We start from the raw sequence: 22608 nt of genomic DNA, 5'->3' as shown, positions 1-22608 counted from the left end.
CGTGCTGAGCCCGGGGGTGAAGCTCGGCAACCGCTACCGCCTCGACGAGCGGATCGCCAGCGGTGGCATGGGCGACGTGTGGCGCGGCACCGACCAGGTGCTGGGCCGTACCGTCGCGGTCAAGAGCCTGCTCCCCGCGCTGCTGGACGAGCCGGGCTTCGCCGAGCGGTTCCGCGGCGAGGCGCGGACCATGGCGACCATCAACCACCCGGGCGTGGTCGACGTCTACGACTTCGGCAGCGACCAGCACATCGCGTTCCTGGTGATGGAGTACGTCGAGGGCGACGCGCTCTCGGCCACGCTCAGCCGGGTCGGCCGGCTGACCCCGGCGCGGACCATGGCGCTGCTGGCCCAGGCCGCCGACGCGCTGCACGCGGCGCACGAGAAGGGCATCGTGCACCGCGACGTGAAGCCCGGCAACCTGCTGGTCCGGCCGAACGGCACGCTCGTGCTCACCGACTTCGGCATCGCCCGCTCCGAGCTGGTGGGCCAGCTCACCGCCGCCGGCTCGGTGCTCGGCACCGCCTCGTACATCTCGCCCGAGCAGGCCACCGGCGCGGTGGCCACGCCCGCCTCGGACGTCTACGCGCTCGGCGTGGTCGCGTACCAGTGCCTCGCGGGCCGACGCCCCTTCGAGGGGGACAACCCGCTCGAAATCGCCATGAAGCACGTTCGGGAGACGCCCCGGGCGCTTCCGGCCGACATCCCGCCGCAGGTCCGGGCCATCGTGGAGCGGGCCATGGCGAAGGACCCTTCCGCCCGCTGGCCCAGCGCCGCCGCGCTGGCGAGCATCGCCCGGCAGGCCAAGCTCGCGCTCTCCCAGGCGGCCCGCGCCGGACGGCCCATCTCGGCCGCGCCCGCCTCACCGGCCGCACCCGTCGCACGCGCTCAGGTGCCGACCGCTCCCCGGCCGCAGCCACCGGCCGCCGCCGCGCATCCGCAGCCCCGTCCGCCGGTCTCCCCGGCCCGTCCGCCCGTTTCGCCGGCCCGCCCGCCGGTGACGCAGCGCCCGGCCGTGATCGCCCACCCGGCCCCGATGCCCCGCCCGCCGGTGGCGCCGCGTGGCGCGGCACCCGTACCGCAGCGGCCCGTGCCCCAGCACAACCCCATGCCGTACGCGCGCCCGGCCGCGCCGCCTCCGCCCCGGCGCTCCCGGTCCGGGCTCTGGACGACGGCGATCGTGGTGGCCGTGCTGGTCATCCTCTGCTCGGGCGTGATTTCGTTCCTGTACCGGAAATACGGTGCTACCGCATCCGCTCCGGCGAGTGTGAGCGTGACCTCCGGCGCGGTGCGGCCGCACGGAGGCGACTATCCGGTCCGCACGTCGTACCGTCGTGAGGTACGCCTCCTGCCGGCCGACGGCGGTACGACGACGAGCGAAGGACGAGACACGCGATGACAGCGCAGGCCCGCCTGCTCGGTGGCAGGTATCAGGTCGGCGAGCTGCTGGGCTACGGCGGCATGGCCGAGGTGCACCGCGGCCGCGACCTCCGGCTCGGGCGGGATGTCGCGATCAAGATGCTCCGTGCCGACCTGGCCCGGGATGCCACCTTCCAGATGCGGTTCCGCCGCGAGGCCCAGAACGCCGCCTCGCTGAACCACCCGGCCATCGTCGCCGTCTACGACACCGGTGAGGAAACCGGCCCGACGGGCGAAACCCTGCCGTTCATCGTGATGGAGTTCGTGAACGGCAGGACGCTCAAGGAGGTCCTCGGCGTCGAGGGGCGGCTCCAGCCGCGCCGGGCGCTGGAGATCTGCGCCGACATGTGCGCGGCGCTGGAGTTCAGCCACCGGCACGGGATCATCCACCGGGACATCAAGCCCGGCAACGTGATGCTCACCCAGACCGGCCAGGTCAAGGTGATGGACTTCGGCATCGCCCGCGCGCTGGCCAGCGGCGCCACCACGATGACGCAGACCAGCGCGGTCATCGGCACCGCACAATACCTCTCTCCCGAGCAGGCGCGCGGCGAGGCGGTCGACGCCCGCTCCGACGTCTACGCGGCCGGCTGCGTGCTGTTCGAGCTGCTCTGCGGCCACCCGCCGTTCGTCGGCGACAGCCCGGTCAGCGTCGCGTACCAGCACGTGCGGGAGCAGCCGCCGACGCCGAGCACGATCAACCCGGACGTCAACCCGGCGGTCGACGCCATCGTGCTCAAGGCGCTGTCGAAGAACCCGCTCAACCGCTACCAGAGCGCCGGTGAGATGCGGGCGGACCTGCTCCGCGCCGCTGCCGGCCGGCCGGTGCTGGCCACCCCGGTGATGCCGGCCGAGGAGACCATGCCGATGGGCGCCGCCGCGGGCGGCTACCAGCAGGCGCAGCAGACCCAGATGATGGGCCCGCAGACCCGCCCGCAGCCGGTGGCGCGGGTCGGCGATCCGGGCAAGCGAAAGAGCTCGTCCTGGGTCATCGCGGCGTTCGCCGCGCTCGGCGTGCTCGCGGTGATCGCGCTGGGGACAGCGCTCTGGCTCAACCAGGCCGGCAACGAGAAGGTGTCGGTGCCCCAGCTGGTGGGCCGGTCGGCGGACGACGCGAAGGCCGCGCTCACCCAGGCCGGGCTGCGGTACGGCACAGGCGATCCGGTGCAGAACACCACCTGCGAGAAGGGCTCGGTGGTCGAGCAGAGCCCGACGTTCGGCCAGCGGGTGGACAAGGACACCGAGGTCACCGTCAAGGTCTGCACCGGTCCGGGCCAGGTGACCGTCCCCACCGGGCTGAAGGGCAGTACCTACAACGCCGCGAAGGACCGACTGACGGAACTTGAGCTGGTTCCCGTTCGCGAGGATGTCAACGACAGCGCGCCGGAGGGTCAGGTCATTTCCGTCTCGCCCACCGAGGGCAGCTCGGTCGCCGAGGGCAGCAAGGTGACGCTCAAGGTCTCCAAGGGCAACGTCGGCGAGGTGCCGACCGTCATCGGCTACACCGAGGAGCAGGCGACACAACAGCTCAAGGAGGCCGGCTACACGGTCCGGGTCCGGGAGGGCAACGAGGTCGACCCGTCCCAGGCGGGCAAGGTCAGCAAACAGTCGCCGGCCGGCAAGACGAAGCTGGCCAAGGGCGAGCGGGTGACCATCGAGGTCGACGTGCCGCGCGAGGACGAGGAGCCGACCAGCCCGACGCCGAGCGGCAGCCCCAGCACGACGCCGACCACGCCGGGCGGTGGCGGCGGCAACGGCGGCGGCAGTGGTTTCCCGTTCCCGACCATCGCGCCCAGCCGTACCGAACGCTGAGCATCACCTGACCGACGACGCGGCGGCGTCCCCGATCCCGGGGCCGCCGCCGCGCCCGTCCCAGCGCCCGCCCCTTCCCCGTCGATCATGAACTTGACGGCGACAAATCGGGCGTCGAACGCCGTCAACTTCATGATCGTCGGGGCGAGCGGTCAGGCTGCGGCGAAGGCGGCCCGGCGGCGGGCGTCGACCTCGGCGGCCAGCTCCGGGGCACGCTCCAGCGCTTCCGGGAAGCCGTAGGCGGCCAGCCAGTTCGCCAGCATGAGGTGACCGCCCTCGGTCAGCACCGACTCCGGGTGGAACTGCACGCCCTCGATGGGCAGCGTCCGGTGCCGCATCGCCATCACCACGCCGGAGCCGGTCCGGCCGGTGACCTCCAGCTCGTCCGGCAGCGTCTCGGGCAGTACGGCGAGCGAGTGGTAACGGGTGGCGGTGAACGGGTCGGGCAGGCCGACGAGCACGCCCACGCCGTCGTGGCGTACCTCGGAGGTCTTGCCGTGCAGCAGTTCCGGCGCGCGCGCCACTGTGGCGCCGAACGCCTCGCCGATCGCCTGGTGACCGAGGCAGACGCCGAAGATCGGGAGCTTGCCGGCGTACTCGCGGATGACGTCCAGGCAGATGCCGGCCCGGTCCGGGCTGCCCGGACCGGGAGACAGCAGGATGCCACCGGCGCCCGCCCGGCCCACCTCGGCGACGTCGATCTCGTCGTTGCGCCGTACGTCGCAGTCGGCCCCGAGCTGGCCGAGGTACTGCACGAGGTTGAAGACGAACGAGTCGTAGTTGTCGATCACCAGGACACGCATCGGGGTCACCTGTTCGGGGTGGGGGGCGGGGCGTTGTTCGTCTCGGTGCTGTACGGCAGCTCCTCGTCGCCGGGCAGCCCGGTCGGCTCGGTGAGCCCGCCGTCACCCGGTACGCCGGAGTCCTGGGTGACCTGCACGTCGTCGAAGGGCAGCAGCGGCTCGGCCCACGGGAACACCACGAACCAGAGCAGCGCGACGGTGGCGGTGGCCAGCAGCAGCGAGCCGATCAGCTTTCCGGGCAGCCCGAAGGGAAGTTTCCGCCAGATCCAGGAGTACACGGCTCACGTCTCCAGTTCGGCCGGGCGGCCCGCCGACTTGGCCTGGACGGTGTCCAGCCGGGCGTGGATGATCAGCCGCTGGTAGTTGTCGAACTTCGGGTTGCAGGTGGTGAGCGTGAGCAGCTTCTCGGTGGGCTTCTGGCCCGGCTTGCCCGGCACCGGCGCGACCACCTCGACCTGGGACGGCTTGACGATGCGCTGCTCGTACACGCGGTAGACGAGCCAGTCGGTGCGGGTCTCGACCACTATGGCGTCGCCGGTCTTCAGCTCGTCCAGCCGCCAGAACGTGGAGCGGATCCGGTGGCCCGCCACGGCGAAGTTGCCCACCTCGCCGGGCATGGCGCTGTCCGGGTAGCGGCCCGGGGCGTACCGGATGTCGTTGGGGGTGACCCCCTCGACCACCACCCAGTGCTTGTCGAACTTGGGGATGTAGAGGCCGGCGACCGGTTTTCCGTTGGCCGGCGGCTTCGGCTTCACGGTCGGCCCGGTGGTCGGGGCGACCGTCGGGTCCGCGCCCCACTCCTGGGCGAGCTGGCTGTTCAGGTCGCTCTGGTGGGCGTCGACGATGACCGCCTTGCCCCAGATCTCGTAGCCGGCGAAGAGGAGCACCACCAGGCCGAACGTGATGAGCAGTTCGCCGGCGCCGCGTACGACGGTGCGCAGCCGGGAGCCGGCGCTGGGGCGGGTCAGCTCGGAGTAGACGCTCCGGTAGCCCTCGCCGGTCTGCTCGGGCCGCAACTGCACCACCCGCTCGCCGCGCCGGGGGCGGGGCGGCTCGGCCGGTGGCTCGTCGCCGCTGTCCGCCGCGTCCGGCGCCGGAGGCACCGCGCCCATCAGCCCGGTGGCGTCCATCCGGGGGTCCGCGGGCGGCCGGGTGACGGCGGGCAGCACCGCCGTCGCTCCCGGGTCGGCCGGCGGGGTCCGGTCCGCGTCGGCCGGGCCGCCGAACCGGGGTACGCCGGGCGCACCGGCCGCCTGCCGTCCCTCGCCCCCCGGCGTACGTCCTCCGTTCTCCCACGGCTGCGGGCCGGTGTGCGGCGGCTGGGCCCCGCGCACACCGCGTTCCGGCGGGAGCGCGCCGCCGGCCGGGCGGGCGGGATTCTGGTGCGCCGCCGGTCCGTACGCGCCCGGCCGCATCTGCCGCTCACCCGTCCCGGGCGGGGCATCGCCGGGTCGCGTCCGGCGTTGACCCGCCGGGGGTGGGACGTCGCCCGGTCGCGTCGTGCGTTCGCCCGTCCGGGGCGGCACGTCGGCCGGCGTGGCGGGACGCATCCCGGGCCCGCGCTGGGGCGCGGCCGTGTGCTGCGGTGGACCACTCGGCTGGCCGGTGCCGGGTCCGGCCGGCCCGGCGAAACGCGCCGGGCCGGACCCGCCCGCGCCCGGACGGCCGGGCGATCGGTGCGCCGACTCGGGGATCCCGTCACCGGAAGGCTGGAACCCGGACTCGGGAACTCTGCCACCGGAGGGCTGGAACCCGGATTCGGGAATCCCGCCGGCGGAGGGGCGGAACCGCCTGTCGGCCTCGACGTGGTGCGGGCCGGCCGGCGGATGGGCCTGGTTGCCCGGCCAGGGCGGCGGAGCGGACCGTGGCGGGGCGGCCGACGGTGGGGCGGTCGACGGCGGGGCGGTCGACGGTGGGGCGGTCCGTGGCGGGGCGCTCCGTGGTGGGGCGGGCGTCGGTGGGAACGGGCCCCGTCGCGCCGGAGAGGTGTGCGACGGTCCGGCGTCGGGCCAGGGCAGGTCGAGCGGGGGCGGCGACGCCGGGGCGGGGGCCGGGCGCTCGACCTTGGGGAGGAACGCGGTGGGCTCCTCCTGGCGGTCGTGGCCGCGGCGGTCCCGGGGGTCGCCGCCGCTCACCGGGGCACCGTCGCCGACTGCAACGCGGTGGAGTCCTCGAACGCCGGCACGGTGACTGTGGAGACGCGCTCGACGTAGCCGAGTTGGTAGTGCTCAGCCACTTCCTTGAACACCCGCACTCCCTCAGAGGCGGCGAGCGCCCGCTGGAGTTCCGCGGGGTCGCCGATTGCCACGATCTTGAAAGGAGGGGAGTACACCCGGCCGTGCAGCAGCAGGGTGTTACCGACGCAGCGTACCGCGCTGGTGCTGAGCACGCGGACGTTCATGATTGACATGGCCTCCGCGCCGCCGGCCCAGAGCGCGTTGACCACCGCCTGGACGTCGCCCTGGTGCACGACCAGGTCGTCGTTGCTGGCGCCCTTGGGCAGCGGCTGGTCGGGCCGGCGGTCGGCGTCGTTCAGCTCGACCGTCACGCCGCTGCCGGTGAGCGCGGTGAACCCGGCGGCCTGCCGGCTCGCGGCGGCCCGGTCCCGCTCGGTCTTGATCGGCCCGTCGGCGCCGGCCAGCGCGGCGGTCTGCTCCTCCACCTCGGTGCGGAGCCGGGCGGCCTTCGCCTCGCTCGCCGCCACCTGCTCCCGGCGGTCCTCGATCAGCTGGGTGAGCTGGGGCCGGCGGTCCTCGCGCAGCGGCGTGCCGCCCGCGGTGGTGGCGGTGGTGGTGAACAGCAGCCCGGCCGCGGCGGCGATCAGGGGTACGCCGATCGACCAGCCCGGGCGGCGCTGGCGGGCGCGCCGGGGCAGCAGGGCGGCTGCCGCGCGGCGGAGGACCTTCTGCCAGGAGGCGGCGCCGGACGTGTACTCCACCGGGCGTTCCCTTTCCCGTCGTCTCGTTCCGGCTCGCGCCGATGCGAACCGACCTGATCGACCCGGAAAGTCCGCTCTTTCCGGTTACTGAGTGCACCGGCCTGGCCCCATTCGTGGCCTGGACGGTCCGTCGGGACTACGCTAGCTGTCGAACATTATTGGCCATGGACCGTCGCCCTCGCGCCCGGTTGTCAGGCCGGACGAGGTCGTACCCCCCTCTGGAGAGCGTCGTGCCCAAGTCTCAGGTCCGCAAGAAGAAGGTGTACACCCCGCCCACGGACGTTCGTCCGACGGCGACGGCGTCGACGCGCAAGCCTAGCCCGGTCTGGCTGCCGGTCACGGCGGTCGCGCTGATCGTGGTCGGCATCGGCTGGCTGGTGCTCTACTACCTGTCCGAGCAGGCGTACCCGGTCGCCACCTGGGGTTACTGGAACCTCGCTGTCGGCTTCGGCGCGATGGTCTCCTCGCTGATCCTGCTCTCCCGCTGGCGCTGAGCCGGCCGCCCGTCGACCCGGCGTAGGTCACGCCACGCCGCCCCTGCCAGGCGCTTCGTCGCCGCTACACCTAAGGTGTGCGCAGGGCGGCGTGGCCTGGTGCGAGAAGACTCACGTTACTGCTGGGTAACCTTGCGCGTAGGCTGCACGGACAAGCAGCAGACCGGGAGGCCAACTCGATGGGCAGCGTCCAGATCGTCACCACGATCCTCGCGGCCGCCATCACCGCTGTCGCGGTGTGGCTTGCGGTGCGCGCGGTCATGAAGATGACCGCCGTCATCCGGCTCGGTCAGCCCGCGCCGGAGCGCTTCGGCGACAAGGGCGCGCGTACCAAGAAGATGCTGGTGGAGACCGCAGGTCACACCCGCATGCTGAAGTGGAGCGTGGTCGGCGCCGCTCACTGGTTCGTGATGGTCGGCTTCATCGTGCTGTCGCTGCTGGTGCTGGAGGCCTACTTCGAGGTCGTCTCGACCGGCGGCGGGTTGCCGATCATCGGGCACTGGACGATCTTCGGCCTGGTCACCGAGTGGATCGGCATCCTCGGCCTGGTCGGCATCCTGGTACTGATGGCGATCCGCCTGCGCAACCGGCCGGGCCGCGCGGAGAACCGCTCCCGGTTCACCGGTTCGAGCATGTGGCAGGGCTACTTCGTCGAGTGGGTCGTCCTGCTGGTCCTGATCTTCGGGTTCGTGATCCGGGGCTTCAAGGTCGCCACCGACCACTTCGAGTACCCGGTCTGGGCCGCCCCGCTCAGCCACGCGATCGGCTCGGTCCTCCCGAACTGGGAGGCCGGCGTCAGCGTCGCCGCGCTCATCAAGATCTGCATCTCGATGACCTGGCTCATCGTGATCTCGCTGAACGTCACCATGGGCGTGGCCTGGCACCGCTTCCTGGCCTTCCCGAACATCTTCTTCAAGCGCGACCCGGAGAAGCCGGCCGGCTCGGGCCTCGGCCCGCTGCGCCCGATGACCAGCGAGGGCAAGCCGCTGGACTTCGAGGAGGCCGACCCGGAGAAGGACCAGTTCGGCGTCGCCCAGGTCGAGCAGTTCAGCTGGAAGGGCCTGCTCGACTTCAGCACCTGCACCGAGTGCGGCCGCTGCCAGTCGCAGTGCCCGGCCTGGAACACCGGCAAGCCGCTGTCGCCGAAGCTGCTGGTGCTGAGCCTGCGCGACCACGCGTACGCCAAGGCGCCCTACCTCCTGGCCGGCGGCGGCAAGGACCTCACCGGCGAGGAGAAGGCGACGCAGGAGCAGCTGGCCGGCGTCGACGTGCTCGCCATGGCCGAGGCCGACCGGCCGCTGATCGGCACCGCCGACGAGGGCGGCGTCATCGACCCGGACGTGCTCTGGTCCTGCACCACCTGTGGCGCGTGCGTCGAGCAGTGCCCGGTGGACATCGAGCACGTGGACCACATCGTCGACATGCGCCGCTACCAGGTGCTGATCGAGTCGAGCTTCCCGTCCGAGGCCGGCGTCATGCTGCGCAACCTGGAGAACAAGGGCAACCCGTGGGGCGCCCCGCAGAACACCCGCGAGGACTGGACCAAGGGCCTCGGGTTCGAGGTGCCGCGGGTCGGCGAGGTCGACGACTTCGAGTACCTGTTCTGGGTCGGCTGCGCCGGCGCGTTCGAGGACCGGGCCAAGAAGACCACCCGTGCGGTCGCCACGCTGCTCAACGAGGCGGGCGTCTCCTTCGCCATCCTCGGCGAGGGCGAGACCTGCTCCGGTGACCCGGCCCGCCGCATCGGCAACGAGTTCGTCTTCCAGATGCTCGCCCAGCAGAACGTCGAGACGCTGAACGAGGCGTTCGAGGGCCGGGAGAAGACCAAGCGCAAGATCGTCGCCACCTGCCCGCACTGCTTCAACACGCTCGGCAACGAGTACGGCCAGCTCGGCGGCGAGTTCGAGGTCGTGCACCACACCCAGTTGCTGGCCCACCTGGTCAGCGCCGGCAAGCTCACCCCGGTGCAGCCGGTGGACGGCGGCGTCACCTACCACGACCCGTGCTACCTGGGCCGCCACAACCGGATCTTCGCCGCGCCGCGTGAGGTGCTCGGCGATTCGATCCAGGGCGAGCTGACCGAGATGCCGCGTAACAGCGAGCGCTCCTTCTGCTGCGGCGCCGGCGGCGCCCGGATGTGGATGGAGGAGAAGATCGGCAAGCGGATCAACGTGGACCGGGTCGAGGAGGCCATGTCCACCGGGGCGAAGACCATCGCGGTCGGCTGCCCGTTCTGCTCGACGATGCTGAACGACGGCGTGAACGGCAAGGGCGCGGGCGAACAGGTCGAGGTGGTCGACGTGGCCAGCGTGCTGCTGCGCTCGGTCAAGCCGGAGGCCCCGGCCGGCGAGCCGGAGGTCGCGCCGAGCGCGAGCTGAGGCGTACCCCGGCAGAAGCCGGACCACGACGGCGGCGGCACCCGTGCGGTGCCGCCGCCGTCGCGCGCCACGGGGGCCCACCGTCGGCGCTCGCGTGCCACAATCACGCCCATCGACGGCCTTCTTCTTCTGACGCTGTTGCCCCTGGTCGGTTTCGTGCTACTGACCGCCGGCAACGCCTTCTTCGTCGCGGCCGAGTTCGCCCTCGTCACCGTGGACCGGGCGGAGATCGACAGGCGGGCCGGCGAGGGCGACGGCCGGGCCGCCACGGTACGCCGCGCGCTGCGCGAACTGTCCTTCCAGCTCTCCGGCGCGCAACTCGGCATCACCCTCACCGCGCTGCTCACCGGCTACCTCGCCGAACCCGCGCTGGCCCGGATCTTCGCCCCGCTGCTGCATCCGCTCGGCGGCGCGGAACGCTTCTCCGGCCTGCTCGCGCTGGCCCTCGCCACGCTCATCTCGATGCTCTTCGGCGAGCTGGTGCCGAAGAACCTGGCGCTGGCCCGCCCGATGCCGGCGGCGCTCGCCACCGCCGCGCCGATGCGCGCGTTCTCCCGCACGTTCGGCTGGCTGATCCGGCTGCTGAACGAATCAGCCAACCGGCTGGTGCGCCGCCTCGGCGTGGAGCCGCAGGAGGAGCTGGCCAGCGCCCGCTCCCCGGAAGAGCTGGGCCTGCTCGCCGCCATCTCGGCGCGGGCCGGCGCGCTGCCGCCGGACACCGCGATGCTGCTGCGGCGCACGATCCGCTTCGGTGACAAGCGGGCCGCCGAGGCGATGACGCCCCGGGTGGACGTCACCGCGCTGCGCGCCACCGCGTCCGTCGCCGACCTGCTGGACCTCTCCCGGCAGACCGGCCGGACCCGGTTCCCGGTCTACGAGGAGACGCTCGACCTGGTCACCGGCGTCGCCGGGGTGCCCGACGCGCTGGGGGTGCCGCTGGCCCGCCGGGCCGTCACCTCGGTGGCCGCGGTGGCCCGGGAACCGGTGTACGTGCCGGAGAGCCTCAACCTGAACGGGGTGCTGGCCGCGCTGAAGGCCGCCGGGGCGGACCTGGCGATCGTGGTGGACGAGTACGGCGGCACCGACGGCGTGGTGACGGTGGAGGACCTGGTCGAGGAACTGGTCGGGGAGATCGCCGACGAGTTCGACCCGGACGCGGTCGACGACGCCGGGCCGGTGGAGCTCACCGTGCCGGGCGGCGAGCGGACCGTCCTGGCCGACGGCGTGCTGCGCGCCGACGAACTGGTCGAGCAGACCGGGTTCCGGCTGCCCGACGGGCCGTACGAGACGCTGGGCGGCTTCCTGATGGCGCGGCTGGGCCACATCCCGGTGCCGGGCGAGACGGTCGACGAGGCCGGGTACGAGTTCACGGTGGTGGAGGTCGACCGGCACCGGATCGAGCAGGTGCGGGTGGTGCGCCCCGAGGAGCCCGACGACGGTGCCTGAGCTACTCGTGGCGGTGGTGTTGCTGCTCGGCAACGCGTTCTTCGTGGGCAGCGAGTTCGCCCTGATCGCCTCCCGCCGTACGGTGATCGAACCGCTTGCGGCGACGTCGAAGCGGGCCCGGTGGGCGCTGGCCGCGATGAACCAGATTCCGCTGATGATCGCCGGAGCGCAGCTCGGCATCACCGTCTGTTCCCTCGGCCTCGGCGCGATCGCCGAGCCGGCGCTGGCCCACCTGCTGGAGGGGCCGTTCGCCGCGCTGGGGATGCCCGCCTCGGCGGTGCACCCGGTGACCTTCGTCATCGCGCTGGCGGTGGTGGTGTTCCTGCACACGGTGGTCGGCGAGATGGTGCCGAAGAACATCACGCTGGCCGGTCCGGAGCCCTCGGCGCTCTGGCTCGGCCCGGCCATGCTGGCGTTCTGCCTGGTCACCAAGCCGCTGCTGCTGGCGATGAAGTGGGCGTCCCGGCAGGTCCTGCGGTGGTGGCGGGTGGAGGCGACAGACGCGGTGAAAACCGTGTTCACCGCCGAGGAACTGGCCGGGCTGGTCTCGCAGGCGCGTACCGAGGGGTTGCTGGACGCCGAGGAGCACGCCCGGATCACCGGCGCGCTGGCCCTGCACAGCCGTACGGCGGCGGACGCGCTGCAACAGTGGTCCACTGTCACCACAGTCGCCGAGGACGTCTCACCGGCGTCGCTGGAGGTGCTGGCGACCCGCACCGGCCGGTCCCGCTTCCCGGTGGTGCAGCGGTCCACCCGCCGGGTGCTCGGTTTCGTGCACGTGAAGGACGTGCTCGGGTACGCCGGCGCGAGTCGCCGGGCCCCCGTGCCGGCCGCTGTCTACCGGCCGCTGGCGGTGGTGCCGCCGGACCGTACGCTCGCCGACCTGCTGCTCGCGATGCGCCGCGAACGCCGCCACATGGTGCTGGTCAGCGACGGACGGCGGCCGATGGGCGTGGTGACGCTCGACGACGTATTGACAGCCATCGTCGGAAGATGAAATGAATACCCTTGGTGTGCAATCGATTGCGGATACGTGATTGAACAAACGGTCGCCTTGATTCCACCGGACGCCTTCCCTAATGTGGGGCACCGACCGCTGTGGGTCGTCTGCCTCGATCTTCCCTCTCGCGAGGCGCCCGGCGGTCGGTTGCAAAGGAGTCCGTGCCGGTGGCAACCACGCCCCCTCAACGTCACGCCCCGAGCGCTCCACCCGGCCGACGTGCCGGGTTCCACCGGATGGCACGCCGTCTGGTCACCCTGGTCGCGGCCGCCGCGGTCGGCGCCGGGATGCTGACGGCTCCGGCGCACGCGGCGCCGTCGGTGGACGAGATCGACGCGCAGATCGACAAGCAGTGGGAGCAGCTCGAACCCACCATCGAGCAGTTCAACAAGGTCCGCTCGCAGCTTCGCGCCAACCAGAAGAAGTCCAAGGCGCTGAAGGACAAGATGGTGCCGCTGGAGCTGGCCTCCACGCTCGCCATGAACAAGGTTGGCGACATCGCGGCCCGCTACTACATCCAGGGCCCGTCGCAGGAGCTGGGCGCGCTGCTGGTGAGCACCAAGCCGGGCACGCTGGCCGAGCAGCTGGTCATGCTGGACCGGATCGCCGACGACCAGCGCCGTCAGATCGCCGGTGTGCTCAAGGTGCGGGACGAGTACAACAGGCAGAAGGAGAAGCTCGACGAGCTGATCGAGCTGGAGACCAAGCAGCAGAACGACCTCGCGGCGAAGAAGAAGCAGATCGACTCGGAGATCAAGCGACTCACCGCGATGCTGCCGGTGACCTCGATCCGCCCGGCGGGCTGCCCGAAGATCGACGGCGTGGTGAGTAGCGCCGCGCGTACCGCGATCGCGACGGCGTGCGCCCAGGTCGGCGACCCGTACGTGTGGGGCGCCACCGGCCCGAACGCGTTCGACTGCTCCGGCCTCACGCAGTACGCGTACAAGGCGGCGGGCATCTCGCTCACCCACTTCACCGGCGCGCAGTGGAACGAGGGCCGCAAGGTGTCCCGTTCCGAGGCGCGCCCGGGTGACCTGGTGTTCTTCGGCTCCGATCTGCATCACGTCGGGCTCTATCTCGGCAACGGGGTGATGGTGCACGCGCCCCGGACAGGCAAGCCGGTCCAGGTGTCGAGCATCAACACCCAGCCGCTCGCCGGCTTCGTCCGGGTCACCTGACCTCGGTCACACCGAAAGGCCCCCGGTCCGCACGGACCGGGGGCCTTCGCGTTCTCGGGGAGAGGTCAGCGCGGCGCGCCGACCGGGGACGGCAGGATCAGCACGTCGTCCAGGTTCACGAACATGATCCGGTGGCCGAACTGGACCTGCACGTACTGGTTCTTCCCGCGTACCACGGTCCGGTCACCCGGCGCGGAACCGTCGAACGAGACCGCCCGGTAGTACTCGCCGGGCAGCACCCCGCCGACCGCGTACCGCTGGCCGGCGGCGAACGTGTACTGCAGCGGAGAGATGGCCTGGTACGGGATGGTGTCCGGGTAGGCGGACTGCTCCGGGTAGGCGCGGCCGTACACCGGGATGGTGGCCTTGCCGGGCCGCGGGGTCACCACGAAGCCGGTGGCCCACTTGGCGGTGGGCGCGGAGGCCGGGTTGTGGAACCACGCCTTCTGGCCGAGGTACCAGATCGCGGTCCAGTCGCCCTGCCGGCCGGCGAGCGCGTACGTCTGGCCGGCCGAGGCGCGGGCGCCGTGGTCGGAGATGTACATGGTGTCCGGCGTGCCGTCCGGGCGCAGCCCGAGGTCGTTGACGAGCGGGGCGTCCGGGCTCGGCGCGGTCCGCAGGATCACCGCGGAGGAGCCGCGCGAGGGGCACGGCTGCGCCGGCGGGGTGGGCGTCGGGACGCCCGGCGGCTGCTGGTTGCAGCCGGTGAACGCGGGCCGGTTGGTGGCGAAGTCCGGGTCGATGGTGACCAGGCCGGTCTTCGCCGTGCCGGTGCCGCGGAACGGCGCCTTCATCAGGTCGAAGTAGTGCGACCAGTCCCAGTAGGGCCCCGGGTCCCAGTGCATGCCGCCCACGTTGGCGGCGGTGATGCCGGGCACGTTGTCGTGGCCGATGATGTGCTGCCGGTCCATCGGGATGCCGAACTTCAGCGCCAGGTGGCGGACCAGCTTGGCGGAGGTGCGGTACATCGCCTCGGTGTACCAGGTGCCCTGGCCGGCGAAGCCCTCGTGCTCCAGGCCGATGGACTTGGCGTTGACGTACCAGTTGCCGGCGTGCCAGCCCACGTCCTTGGTCTTGATGTGCTGGGCGATGTAGCCGTCCACCGAGCGCAGCGTGTAGTGCCAGCCCAGGTAGTCGGCCCGCTTCACCAGGTCGACGCTCGGGCCGAAGTAGCCCTCGGTGTCGTGGATGACGATGTACTCGATCTTCTGCTGCTTCGGCCGGTCAGCCAGGTCGTGGTTGCCGTAGTCGCCCGGGTCGTCGCTGAGCTGCTCGTAGGGCGCGGGAATCCACTCGCAGGCCAGCCGGACCGGGCACTCCAGCCCGTCCGGCCGCTGCGCGGTGCGCAGGCCGAGGCGGGCCAGCCGGGAGCGGTCCGGCTTCGCGGCGGTGGCGGCGAGCGTGACCCGCTGGCCGTCGTCGGTGGTCCGGGTGGCGCCCTGGCCGAGCTGGTCGTACACCTCGTCGGCGAAGGCCGCCGCCGCGTCGGCGGTGTCCGCGCCGGAGTAGCGGGCCACCGCGGCGTACCAGGCCGCCGGGTCGGTGCCGGCGCCGACCGGCCCGCCCAGAGCCTTCTGGTACGACGACAGCAGCGCCGCGCCGCCGCGGATGTTCGCGGCCGGGTCGGTGCGCAGCGTCCCCGCGTCCAGCCCGGTGAGCGCGGCGGCCGCGTCGAGCGTCTGGAGCGAGGCGCTCGGCAGCGGCGTCTCCCGCGTCGGCGCGGCGGCGGTGGCCGGGTCGAGCTTCAGCGGCCGGGAGTCGTCGCCGCGCGGGTCCTCGTCCTCGTCGACGTGGGCGCTGCCCGGCGTGGCGAGGATGTGCGCGGCGTCGGTCAGGTGCATCGGGCCGTAGCCGCCGCTGGTGCTGGGCTGACCCGGGTGGGTGTCCCAGCGGGACTCCAGATAGGAGACACCGAGCAGCACGTTCTGGGGCACGCCGTACTCGGCCGCGGCGGCGGCGTATTGTTGTTGCCGGTCGCTCGCGGGCGCGGACGTGTCCGGCGCGGCGGTAACCGGGCCGGTGGTCGCCAGCGCGGTGGCCGTGGCCACGGCGGCGGCGAGCAGTATCCGTCTGCCCGACGGCGGGGCGGAGAGATGCATCGAACCTCCTGGACAGGGATGGGGGTCACTGCGTTTCCACCCTCACTCCGCACACCCGCGATGGTCAATACCTTTCCAGTAAGTAATCAGTCGTGAAAGAAAATTTCACCTCCGTGCGCGGTGTGGCGCTGGATCGCGTACGGAGTGTCACGGCGCTGGAAGTTGCGGATCGATAACGGTGGTCCCTACTCTGGTGAATCGTCGGCCGCACGTCTCACCGTCCAACCCGGTCGGTGACGGTCCGACACCGCCGAGTCGCCTCCGGGCGAGCCGGGGAACCAGGTACCTGGGGTGAATCCGCAGCGCTGCTGCGGTAGGGCGGCTCCCTTCCCGCCCGAATCCGTCAGCTAACCCGGTAGGCGGTACGGAAGAAGGAGTACGGACGCCCGGTGGCACTCCATGCCCCGCGGCCGTCGTCGAACCGGTCGGTCGACCGGTCCAGCGCCGCGCCGCGTTCCCGCTGGTCCCGCTTCACCACCGCCCTCGCCGCACTGGTCGGCACCGCCGTCGTACTGACCGGCGGCGCCACTGCGGCACACGCCGAACCCTCGGTCGCCGAGATCGAGGCCCAGATCGACCGCGACTGGAACAAGCTCGAACCGGTCATCGAGCAGGTCAACGACGTACGCGAGCAGCTCGCCGCGCGGCGCAGGCAGGCCGACGCGCTCGGCCGCCAGATCGCACCCCTCCAGGCGCGGGTGGACGCCGCGCTCGGTCAGGTGGGCGGCCTCGCCGCCGACGCCTACAAGGCCGACAACCTCTCCACGGTCAACGCGCTGCTCGGCAGCCGCTCACCCGGTGACCTGGTCGACGGCCTGGAGCTGCTCGACCGCTTCGCGCACCGCCAGCACGAGCAGGTGCGCTCGGTCGCCGCGCTGCGCGACGAGCTGGCGGCGAAGAAGAAGCCGCTGGACGAGATGATCGCCGGCCTGGCGCGCACCGAGGCCCAGCTCGCGGCGAAGAAGAAGCAGATCGACGCCGAGATCGCCAAGCTGGAGAAGCTGCGGCTCAAGGTGTACGGCAAGGGCGGCGGCGGCCCGCTGCGCCCGGCGCCCTGCCCGGCCGGCTATCCCGGCGGCCCGGCCGGTGCGGCGGTGAAGTTCGCCTGCGCCCAGATCGGCAAGATCTACGTCTGGGGCGCCGCCGGCCCGGACCACTTCGACTGCTCGGGCCTCACCATGGCGGCCTGGGCCAAGGGCGGCGTCTCGCTGCCGCACAGCGCACGCCAGCAGCACGGCGTGACGAAGCGCATCAGCCGGGCCGAGCTGCGCGCCGGCGACCTCGTCTTCTACTACAGCGACCTGCACCACGTGGCGATGTACGTGGGCGACGGCTGGGTGGTGCACGCCTCCCAGTCCGGCAAGCCCATCACGATGAAGCGGGTCGACGACGGCGACATCAACAGCTACGGCCGCGTGTAAGGAAGGGCCCCCTCTTAACGCCTCCGGTAGAGGAGGGGGCCCTTCTTAACAACTGCGGGCGGCGTCAGCGCGTCGGCCAGGTGCGCCAGCTCTGCCAGGACCGGCTCGGCGTCGGGCCGCGCTGCCCCTGGTAACGCGAGCCGTAGACGGCCGAGCCGTACGGGTGCTCGGCCGGCGAGGAGAGCCGGAAGATGCAGAGCTGGCCGATCTTCATGCCGGGCCAGAGCGTGATCGGCAGGTTCGCCACGTTCGACAGCTCCAGCGTGACGTGACCGGAGAAGCCGGGGTCGATGAAGCCGGCTGTCGAGTGGGTCAGCAGCCCCAGCCGCCCCAGGCTCGACTTGCCCTCGAGCCGGCCCGCGAGCTGGTCGCCCAGCGAGATCACCTCAAGCGTGGAGGCGAGCACGAACTCGCCCGGGTGCAGCACGAACGGCTGGCCCTCGGGCACCTCCACCATCGAGGTGAGGTCGTCCTGCTGGACCGACGGGTCGATGTGGGTGTAGAGGTGGTTGTTGAAGACCCGAAAGAGCCGGTCCAGGCGTACGTCGATGCTCGACGGCTGCACCAGCGTGGGCTCGAAGGGCTCCAGCGCGAGCGTGCCGGCCTTGATCTCGGAGATCAGGTCGCGGTCGGAGAGCAGCATCGGAACACCATAGCGACCGGTATGGGTGACCTGCGTGTCGCACTACTTCTTCGTACACGTGTTCGATAGGATGTCCGCATGGCTTCCTGGTCCGAATTCGCCGCCGACGAGCCCCGCCTCGCCGGCGAGATCCGCCTCCTGATGCAGCAGTACGGGCCGGGCTTCGGCTACCTCGCCACGGTCCGCGCCGACGGCGGCCCCCGCGTCCACCCGGTCTCCCCGGTGTTCACCGACGACGGCCTCTGGTGCTTCGTCATCGACTCGCCGAAGCGCCGTGACCTCGAACGCGACGGCCGCTACGCGCTGCACTCGTTCCCGCCCGAGGAGAGCGACGACGAGGCGTACGTCGCGGGGCGCGCGCGGCCGGTGACCGACCCGGCCACCGTGACGCGGCTGGCCCGGATCGCCCGCGCGTCGCCACATGGTGACTGGCGGCTGTTCGAGTTCACGGTCGAGGCGGCGATGCTGACCCGGCGCGACCCTGTCGCCCAGCCGGGCGCCGCTCCGCCGCAGGTGCGGGTGTGGCTCGACCCGCTCGGGGCCGAGCCGGCCCGGCGTGAGCCGGTGTCCGCGGAGGGCCGGCGCGGCCGGCACGGCTTCGACACCCGCCGCCCGGCCGCCTGACCCCGACCCCGAAACGAGCGGTGCCGGCCCCGTCCGAGGACAGGGCCGGCACCGGTACGCGGTACGAGGCGGTCAGGCCGCGCGGTAGGCGTTCCACGCGGTGAGCATGCGGCTCGCCTGGCCGGCGGTGAACTGGTACATGCAGGAGTCGTACGTGTAGTCCATGAAGTTGGTGATCGGGTCCTTGCCGGCGGTCGAGCAGGTGTCGCGGCCGGTCGGGCACTGGTACGCCGGGGACGCCTCGGCCGGGGTGTCGGAGACGCTGTCGCCCGAGCCGGAGCAGCCGCCCTGGAAGGTGTGGTAGAGGTTCAGCCAGTGGCCGACCTCGTGGGTGCCGGTGTCACCCTGGTTGTAGTTGGTAGCGGTGCCGCCGGGCAGCGACTCGTTGAGCACGACCACGCCGTCCATCTTGTCCAGCGTCCGCTTCGGGAACGTCGCCCAGCCCAGCAGGCTGTCGCTCAGCTCGCCGAGGTAGATGTTCAGCGTGTTCTTGCCGCCCTCACGCAGCGAGGTCTTCATCGAGCGCTCGGCGGAGGAGCCCTGCACGATCGGGTACCACGACGGGTTGGTCACCCGGTTGATCTTCGTGAGCTGGAACCCGAAGGCGGTGGCGGCGCCGCCGGTCGAGCCCGCGTACGACTGGTTCAGCACGGTGATCTGCTGGTTGATCATCGAGTCGGTGATGTTGCCGCCGGCCCGGGTGCTGTTCTCCTGGATGACGTGCACGACGACCGGGATCGTCACGGTGGCCAGCGGGGTGACCGCGCCGGTCCGGAAGTTGGCCCGCTCGCGCTGCGCGGCGGCGAGGTCGGCCTCCCGGTCCTGGACCTGCTTGGCGGTCAGGTGGTTGGGGTCGAGCTTGGCGCTGCCGCCCTTCGCGACGCGAGCGTTCGCGTGCTCGTCGGCGTGGGCGTCAGCAGGCTCGGCGCAGACGCCGGCCGGGGCGGCCGAGAAGGCCGAAGCAGCGGGGACGACGCCGACGGCGGCGGTGCTGAGCAGCAGCGCGAGGGTCGACGTCGCGACACCGGCGGTACGCCGGGTCAGCAGGTTGGGACGGAGTCCCATGGGCCCACCTCTTTCTGACGGCGTGCCAGGGGGTGTGTCACGCCGGTGCGGAAACGTGGGGCAGACGTTACATCCCATCGATGCATTTGAGAATGCCCATACGTTTCCGACGTGCAACTTCGCGCCTGCCGGCGCCGGTGAGTGCTTGATCCACTCCAGTTCGGGGAGGTGGCTGGGTCAACCGCCCGCCGATGCCGCCACCTCGCCGAGGTGGCGCGCGCACCTGACTGCACGGGGGTGGGGGGCTTCAGGTAGAGTGGTGCCGCCTGCGGGTGTAGTTCAATGGCAGAACATCAGCTTCCCAAGCTGACAGTGCGGGTTCGATTCCCGTCACCCGCTCCACGCGAGAGGCCCTGGTCAGGACGCAAGTCCCAGCCAGGGCCTTCGACGTCACTCAGGCCACGGGCGCCCGGCGCGCCAGCGCGAGAGCGGTTTGTCGTACCGCGGAATCGGGCAGGCTGAACCGGCTGATGTCCTCGATCAGCTCCGCCGACGCGTCGTGCTCGCGCAGGACGGCCGGCGCGTGCCGTATCACCCACAGTTGCAGCGCGGGGGGCCACGCGTCGATGTCGTGCGAACTCGGCCACGGGAGCGCGTCGCCCTGCAGGTCGTACATCCACTCATCCATGGCCTCGACCAGATGTCGCCGGGCCGGCTCGTCGACCAGCGCCTCCGCCCAGTCGGCCAACCACGGCGTGAGCCTGGTGGTGGCCTCGGCGAGGAACGGCAGGGCCGCATGTGCGGGCACCTTCGCGTCGGGCTCGACCAGAACGTGCACCCACCAGACGTTCAGAAACCTCCGCAGGGCGGCCTGCTGCCCCTTCGGCCACTCGTGCCAGGGAGAGACGGCGAAGAAGCGGGCCAGACTGTCCAGCCCTTCCATCGCCACTATTCGGCCGTCCACGAGGCGCTCAGTCACCTGGGGCAGGATCCGGCGCAGCAGCAGACCCGGATAGTGCCAGTCCGCGGCCCAGTACGTGCGTCGGAGCAGCTCTTCGTCGAGCGGCACGTCCGGCGTCTTCAGCAGTGCCAGTTCCTCCGCACTGCCCCAGTGGCACTCGCAGTTGGACTCCTGCTCGTGGGCCGTCATGCCCTGGAACGCGACGGCCACACCCGCCAGCGCCTCGTCCAGGAGGCCGCTTGTCTCAGTCCGATCGGGGATCATGGCGAATCCGCCTTCGAGGACTCCGGAGACGTACGCCTGCCGAAGAGATTGATCTTACGGTGGAGACGGACGGGGCGTGCACTCGATTAACGATCATCTGCCGGAGGTCGCCGAATGACACCGAGCGCTTCGCCGACGACGGACCGGCTCGCCGTCCTGCTCGACTGGGACGGATCGGCGGGAATCGAGGTCGACTGGCCAGCCCTCACCGAGGCCGCCGGCCACCCCTTTCCCGAGGACTACCGACGCTTCGTCGAGCGCTTCCCACACGGCGTCATCGGCTTCCTGGAAGTGCTTCATCCTTCCGCCTGGGGCGTACCGGACTTCCTCCTGTACGCGCGCAACTGGCAAGACGTGATGAACGAGAAGGCGGAGTGTGCGGGTGGCTTCCCCTACCACTTCGGCACCTCCCCGGGAGACCTCCGGGTCTGGGGAGCCGTGAACTTCGACTATCTGCTCTGCTGGCACCTGAACGACGGCCCTCCCGAGCAGTGGCCGACGGTGGTCTGCGATACCGCCCTGATCGACCCGCCCGAGCCCTACGCCGGCACTGCCACCTCATTGCTTGTCGAGATCGCGGAGCTGAGGAACCCGGCGCCGGTCATCGGGTACGTCACGGAGATCGATGGGGTGCCCTTCAGGCTCGTCCGGCACGAGTAGAGCGGGTCCACTGGCCCGGGCGGATCCAGGTCTGCCCATCGCCGGGCCGGACCCGCACGGAGTCGCCCAGGTCCAAGGCGGCGAGCACCCCGAAGACGGCGTCCAGGACGGCTCGTCGGTCCGCCGTCACAAGGACGTCGACGTCGAGGTGCGAGCCGTGCTCGCTTGTTCCGGCACCGGTCACCTCGCCGCGCCCGACGAGAGCCTCGTTGAGGGCATCTTCGAGGTCGTCGCGATCGATGTCGATCTGCCCGTCGATGACAAGTTCCACGAAATCCATCACGTACACCTCGGCGATGAGTTGCGGGTCGTTGACGGGTCTGTCGGGGGACGAGCGGAAACCGGAGGAGCAGACCCATGGGTACGTTGATCGTGACCGAGTTCCTGACCCTCGACGGCGTGGCGCAGGCGCCCGGCGAGCCTGACGAGGACCGCGACGGCGGCTTCAGCCACGGCGGATGGCAGATGCCGCTGCTGGACGAGAAGTCCGGCGCGGTGATGTTCCAGCAGGCGAGCAGCATGGACGCGCTGCTGCTGGGCCGCAAGACGTACGACATCTTCGCCGGCTACTGGCCGAAGGCGCCGGAGGAGATCCCCTTCACCGGCCTGCTCAACGGCGTGCCCAAGTACGTGGCCAGCCGTACCCTCACCGAGCCGCTGACCTGGGCGAACTCGACGCTGGTCAACGGTGACCTCGCCGAGCGCGTCACCGAGATCAAGGCCCGCCACGACGAGGTGCACGTGATCGGCAGCCTCGACCTGGCGCAGCCGCTGCTGCGCGCCGGTCTCGTGGACCGGCTCAACCTGTGGGTGTACCCGGTGCTGCTCGGCACCGGCAAGCGGCTGTTCGGCGACGGCACGGTGCCGACCGCGCTGCGGCTCACCGAGTCGGTCACCCACGCCCACGGCACGCTGCGGTTGACGTACGAGCCGGCCGGCGCGCCCGCCTACGGCGACGCGGCCGCGTAGGGCACGTCGAGGTCGAGCGTGTGCCGCAGGCCGGGCTCCCCGTCCAGTTCCACCGGACCGTCCGGTACGAAGCCGGCACGCGTGAGCACCGCCAGTGAGGCCGGGTTCGCCAGCGCCGCCGAGGCGACGAGCCGGCGCAGCCCGTACTCGCCGCGGGCCAGTTCGCAGACGCGCCGTACGCCTTCGCCGGCGAGCCCGCCCCCGGCGGCGCGCTCGGCCACGCGGTAGCCCAGCTCGGCGCTGCCGCCTGCGACGTCGACCAGGTTGAAGCGCCCGAGTACGGCGCCGTAGTCGCCGACCAGCACGTGGAAGTGGCAGGTGCCGCGGTCCTGCTCGGCCAGCAGGGCCGCGTGCCGGGCGGCGTAGCCGGTGAAGAAGTCGTCGCCCCGGTCGGGGACGTACCGGGCGAAGTAGGCCCGGTTCTCCCGCTCGAACCGCAGCACGGCGGGCGCGTGGCGGGCGGCGAGTCGTTCCAGCTCCGGCATCGGGCCAGG

General features: G+C 71.6%; 21 protein-coding genes, 1 tRNA gene and 1 riboswitch. Of the genes, 12 read left to right on the top strand and 10 right to left on the bottom strand.

All coding sequences use genetic code 11. The annotated features are described in order from the left end of the window. Position 1: 1 nt before the first annotated feature. Complete coding sequence (locus DQE82_RS07795; protein ID WP_043327620.1) at positions 2 to 1399, top strand: serine/threonine-protein kinase; 1398 nt, start codon at positions 2 to 4, stop codon at positions 1397 to 1399. Beyond that, entirely contained in the window at positions 1396 to 3231 is a 1836-nt protein-coding gene (pknB, locus tag DQE82_RS07790; RefSeq protein WP_113972300.1) for a Stk1 family PASTA domain-containing Ser/Thr kinase, read from the top strand. Before DQE82_RS07795 ends, pknB begins: the two co-directional genes overlap by 4 nt. A 152-nt stretch (positions 3232 to 3383) precedes the next feature. On the opposite strand, the gene DQE82_RS07785 is transcribed toward pknB, so the two are convergent. From DQE82_RS07785 to DQE82_RS07770, 4 genes are all read right to left on the bottom strand, one after another. Further along, positions 3384 to 4034, bottom strand: a complete 651-nt coding sequence (locus DQE82_RS07785) for an aminodeoxychorismate/anthranilate synthase component II (protein WP_113972390.1) — start codon at positions 4032 to 4034, stop codon at positions 3384 to 3386. A 5-nt stretch (positions 4035 to 4039) separates the two neighbouring features. Beyond that, positions 4040 to 4312, bottom strand: a complete 273-nt coding sequence (locus tag DQE82_RS07780) for a hypothetical protein (RefSeq protein WP_030500496.1) — start codon at positions 4310 to 4312, stop codon at positions 4040 to 4042. Positions 4313 to 4315: 3 nt separating this feature from the next. Continuing rightward, positions 4316 to 5449, bottom strand: a complete 1134-nt coding sequence (locus tag DQE82_RS31430; RefSeq protein ID WP_231915605.1) for a class E sortase — start codon at positions 5447 to 5449, stop codon at positions 4316 to 4318. A 716-nt stretch (positions 5450 to 6165) separates the two neighbouring features. Continuing rightward, entirely contained in the window at positions 6166 to 6972 is an 807-nt protein-coding gene (locus tag DQE82_RS07770) for a DUF881 domain-containing protein (protein WP_043327617.1), read from the bottom strand. A gap of 230 nt (positions 6973 to 7202) precedes the next feature. Here DQE82_RS07770 and DQE82_RS07765 point away from each other — a divergent pair, with 230 nt between their 5' ends. From DQE82_RS07765 to DQE82_RS07745, 5 genes are all read left to right on the top strand, one after another. Continuing rightward, the gene (locus DQE82_RS07765; RefSeq protein ID WP_043327616.1) at positions 7203 to 7466 is read left to right on the top strand and encodes a cell division protein CrgA; all 264 of its coding nucleotides are present in this window, start codon (positions 7203 to 7205) and stop codon (positions 7464 to 7466) included. Between the two features lie 179 nt (positions 7467 to 7645). Beyond that, entirely contained in the window at positions 7646 to 9844 is a 2199-nt protein-coding gene (locus DQE82_RS07760) for a (Fe-S)-binding protein (protein WP_113972299.1), read from the top strand. Positions 9845 to 9982: 138 nt separating this feature from the next. Beyond that, positions 9983 to 11290: a hemolysin family protein gene (locus DQE82_RS07755; protein ID WP_113972298.1), complete on the top strand. Its 1308-nt coding sequence runs from the start codon at positions 9983 to 9985 to the stop codon at positions 11288 to 11290. Then, positions 11283 to 12287, top strand: coding sequence for a hemolysin family protein (locus DQE82_RS07750; RefSeq protein ID WP_064447992.1), 1005 nt, complete (start codon positions 11283 to 11285; stop codon positions 12285 to 12287). Before DQE82_RS07755 ends, DQE82_RS07750 begins: the two co-directional genes overlap by 8 nt. Before the next feature lie 170 nt (positions 12288 to 12457). Then, a complete protein-coding gene (locus tag DQE82_RS07745; protein ID WP_064448126.1) occupies positions 12458 to 13468 on the top strand; it encodes a C40 family peptidase in 1011 nt (336 codons plus the stop codon). A gap of 65 nt (positions 13469 to 13533) precedes the next feature. On the opposite strand, the gene DQE82_RS07740 is transcribed toward DQE82_RS07745, so the two are convergent. Then, positions 13534 to 15567: an N-acetylmuramoyl-L-alanine amidase gene (locus tag DQE82_RS07740; RefSeq protein ID WP_064447991.1), complete on the bottom strand. Its 2034-nt coding sequence runs from the start codon at positions 15565 to 15567 to the stop codon at positions 13534 to 13536. 238 nt (positions 15568 to 15805) lie between these two features. Further along, positions 15806 to 15943, top strand: a riboswitch (cyclic di-AMP (ydaO/yuaA leader). Between the two features lie 13 nt (positions 15944 to 15956). On the opposite strand from DQE82_RS07740, the gene DQE82_RS07735 reads away from it, so the two are divergent. After that, entirely contained in the window at positions 15957 to 16988 is a 1032-nt protein-coding gene (locus DQE82_RS07735; RefSeq protein ID WP_043327611.1) for an NlpC/P60 family protein, read from the top strand. 64 nt (positions 16989 to 17052) lie between these two features. On the opposite strand, the gene dcd is transcribed toward DQE82_RS07735, so the two are convergent. Further along, complete coding sequence (gene dcd, locus DQE82_RS07730) at positions 17053 to 17631, bottom strand: dCTP deaminase (protein ID WP_043327610.1); 579 nt, start codon at positions 17629 to 17631, stop codon at positions 17053 to 17055. A gap of 78 nt (positions 17632 to 17709) precedes the next feature. Between dcd and DQE82_RS07725 the strand changes: the two genes are divergently transcribed. Beyond that, positions 17710 to 18255, top strand: coding sequence for a pyridoxamine 5'-phosphate oxidase family protein (locus DQE82_RS07725; protein ID WP_113972297.1), 546 nt, complete (start codon positions 17710 to 17712; stop codon positions 18253 to 18255). A 72-nt stretch (positions 18256 to 18327) separates the two neighbouring features. On the opposite strand, the gene DQE82_RS07720 is transcribed toward DQE82_RS07725, so the two are convergent. Then, entirely contained in the window at positions 18328 to 19320 is a 993-nt protein-coding gene (locus tag DQE82_RS07720) for a zinc metalloprotease (protein ID WP_104113413.1), read from the bottom strand. 268 nt (positions 19321 to 19588) lie between these two features. On the opposite strand from DQE82_RS07720, the gene DQE82_RS07715 reads away from it, so the two are divergent. Beyond that, positions 19589 to 19662, top strand: a tRNA-Gly gene (locus DQE82_RS07715). 52 nt (positions 19663 to 19714) lie between these two features. Here the strand turns inward: DQE82_RS07715 and DQE82_RS07710 are convergent. Then, entirely contained in the window at positions 19715 to 20485 is a 771-nt protein-coding gene (locus tag DQE82_RS07710) for a hypothetical protein (RefSeq protein ID WP_113972296.1), read from the bottom strand. A gap of 114 nt (positions 20486 to 20599) precedes the next feature. Here DQE82_RS07710 and DQE82_RS07705 point away from each other — a divergent pair, with 114 nt between their 5' ends. Beyond that, complete coding sequence (locus DQE82_RS07705; RefSeq protein WP_113972295.1) at positions 20600 to 21145, top strand: hypothetical protein; 546 nt, start codon at positions 20600 to 20602, stop codon at positions 21143 to 21145. Here the strand turns inward: DQE82_RS07705 and DQE82_RS07700 are convergent. Then, positions 21123 to 21425: a hypothetical protein gene (locus DQE82_RS07700; protein ID WP_013473379.1), complete on the bottom strand. Its 303-nt coding sequence runs from the start codon at positions 21423 to 21425 to the stop codon at positions 21123 to 21125. The two genes, DQE82_RS07705 and DQE82_RS07700, sit on opposite strands and share 23 nt — an antisense overlap. Positions 21426 to 21502: 77 nt before the next feature. On the opposite strand from DQE82_RS07700, the gene DQE82_RS07695 reads away from it, so the two are divergent. Beyond that, positions 21503 to 22114, top strand: a complete 612-nt coding sequence (locus DQE82_RS07695) for a dihydrofolate reductase family protein (RefSeq protein WP_113972294.1) — start codon at positions 21503 to 21505, stop codon at positions 22112 to 22114. On the opposite strand, the gene DQE82_RS07690 is transcribed toward DQE82_RS07695, so the two are convergent. After that, positions 22093 to 22599, bottom strand: a complete 507-nt coding sequence (locus DQE82_RS07690; RefSeq protein WP_113972293.1) for a GNAT family N-acetyltransferase — start codon at positions 22597 to 22599, stop codon at positions 22093 to 22095. The genes DQE82_RS07695 and DQE82_RS07690 overlap by 22 nt on opposite strands. Positions 22600 to 22608: the final 9 nt, after the last annotated feature.

Origin of the sequence: Micromonospora sp. LHW51205 (assembly GCF_003315815.1) — a bacterium.
Lineage (GTDB): Bacteria > Actinomycetota > Actinomycetes > Mycobacteriales > Micromonosporaceae > Micromonospora > Micromonospora chalcea.
Note: the sequence above shows the minus strand (reverse complement) of the source record. Positions and strands in the feature narration are given on the sequence as shown.

Coding starts and splice junctions, on each gene's coding strand:
- DQE82_RS07785 (WP_113972390.1), bottom strand. CDS start 4,034: ATGCGTGTCCTGGTGATCGACAACTACGACTCGTTCGTCTTCAACCTC.
- dcd (WP_043327610.1), bottom strand. CDS start 17,631: ATGCTGCTCTCCGACCGCGACCTGATCTCCGAGATCAAGGCCGGCACG.
- pknB (WP_113972300.1), top strand. CDS start 1,396: ATGACAGCGCAGGCCCGCCTGCTCGGTGGCAGGTATCAGGTCGGCGAG.
- DQE82_RS07705 (WP_113972295.1), top strand. CDS start 20,600: ATGACACCGAGCGCTTCGCCGACGACGGACCGGCTCGCCGTCCTGCTC.
- DQE82_RS07710 (WP_113972296.1), bottom strand. CDS start 20,485: ATGATCCCCGATCGGACTGAGACAAGCGGCCTCCTGGACGAGGCGCTG.
- DQE82_RS07695 (WP_113972294.1), top strand. CDS start 21,503: ATGGGTACGTTGATCGTGACCGAGTTCCTGACCCTCGACGGCGTGGCG.
- DQE82_RS31430 (WP_231915605.1), bottom strand. CDS start 5,449: ATGCGGCCGGGCGCGTACGGACCGGCGGCGCACCAGAATCCCGCCCGC.
- DQE82_RS07700 (WP_013473379.1), bottom strand. CDS start 21,425: ATGGATTTCGTGGAACTTGTCATCGACGGGCAGATCGACATCGATCGC.
- DQE82_RS07740 (WP_064447991.1), bottom strand. CDS start 15,567: ATGCATCTCTCCGCCCCGCCGTCGGGCAGACGGATACTGCTCGCCGCC.
- DQE82_RS07760 (WP_113972299.1), top strand. CDS start 7,646: ATGGGCAGCGTCCAGATCGTCACCACGATCCTCGCGGCCGCCATCACC.
- DQE82_RS07690 (WP_113972293.1), bottom strand. CDS start 22,599: ATGCCGGAGCTGGAACGACTCGCCGCCCGCCACGCGCCCGCCGTGCTG.
- DQE82_RS07720 (WP_104113413.1), bottom strand. CDS start 19,320: ATGGGACTCCGTCCCAACCTGCTGACCCGGCGTACCGCCGGTGTCGCG.
- DQE82_RS07725 (WP_113972297.1), top strand. CDS start 17,710: ATGGCTTCCTGGTCCGAATTCGCCGCCGACGAGCCCCGCCTCGCCGGC.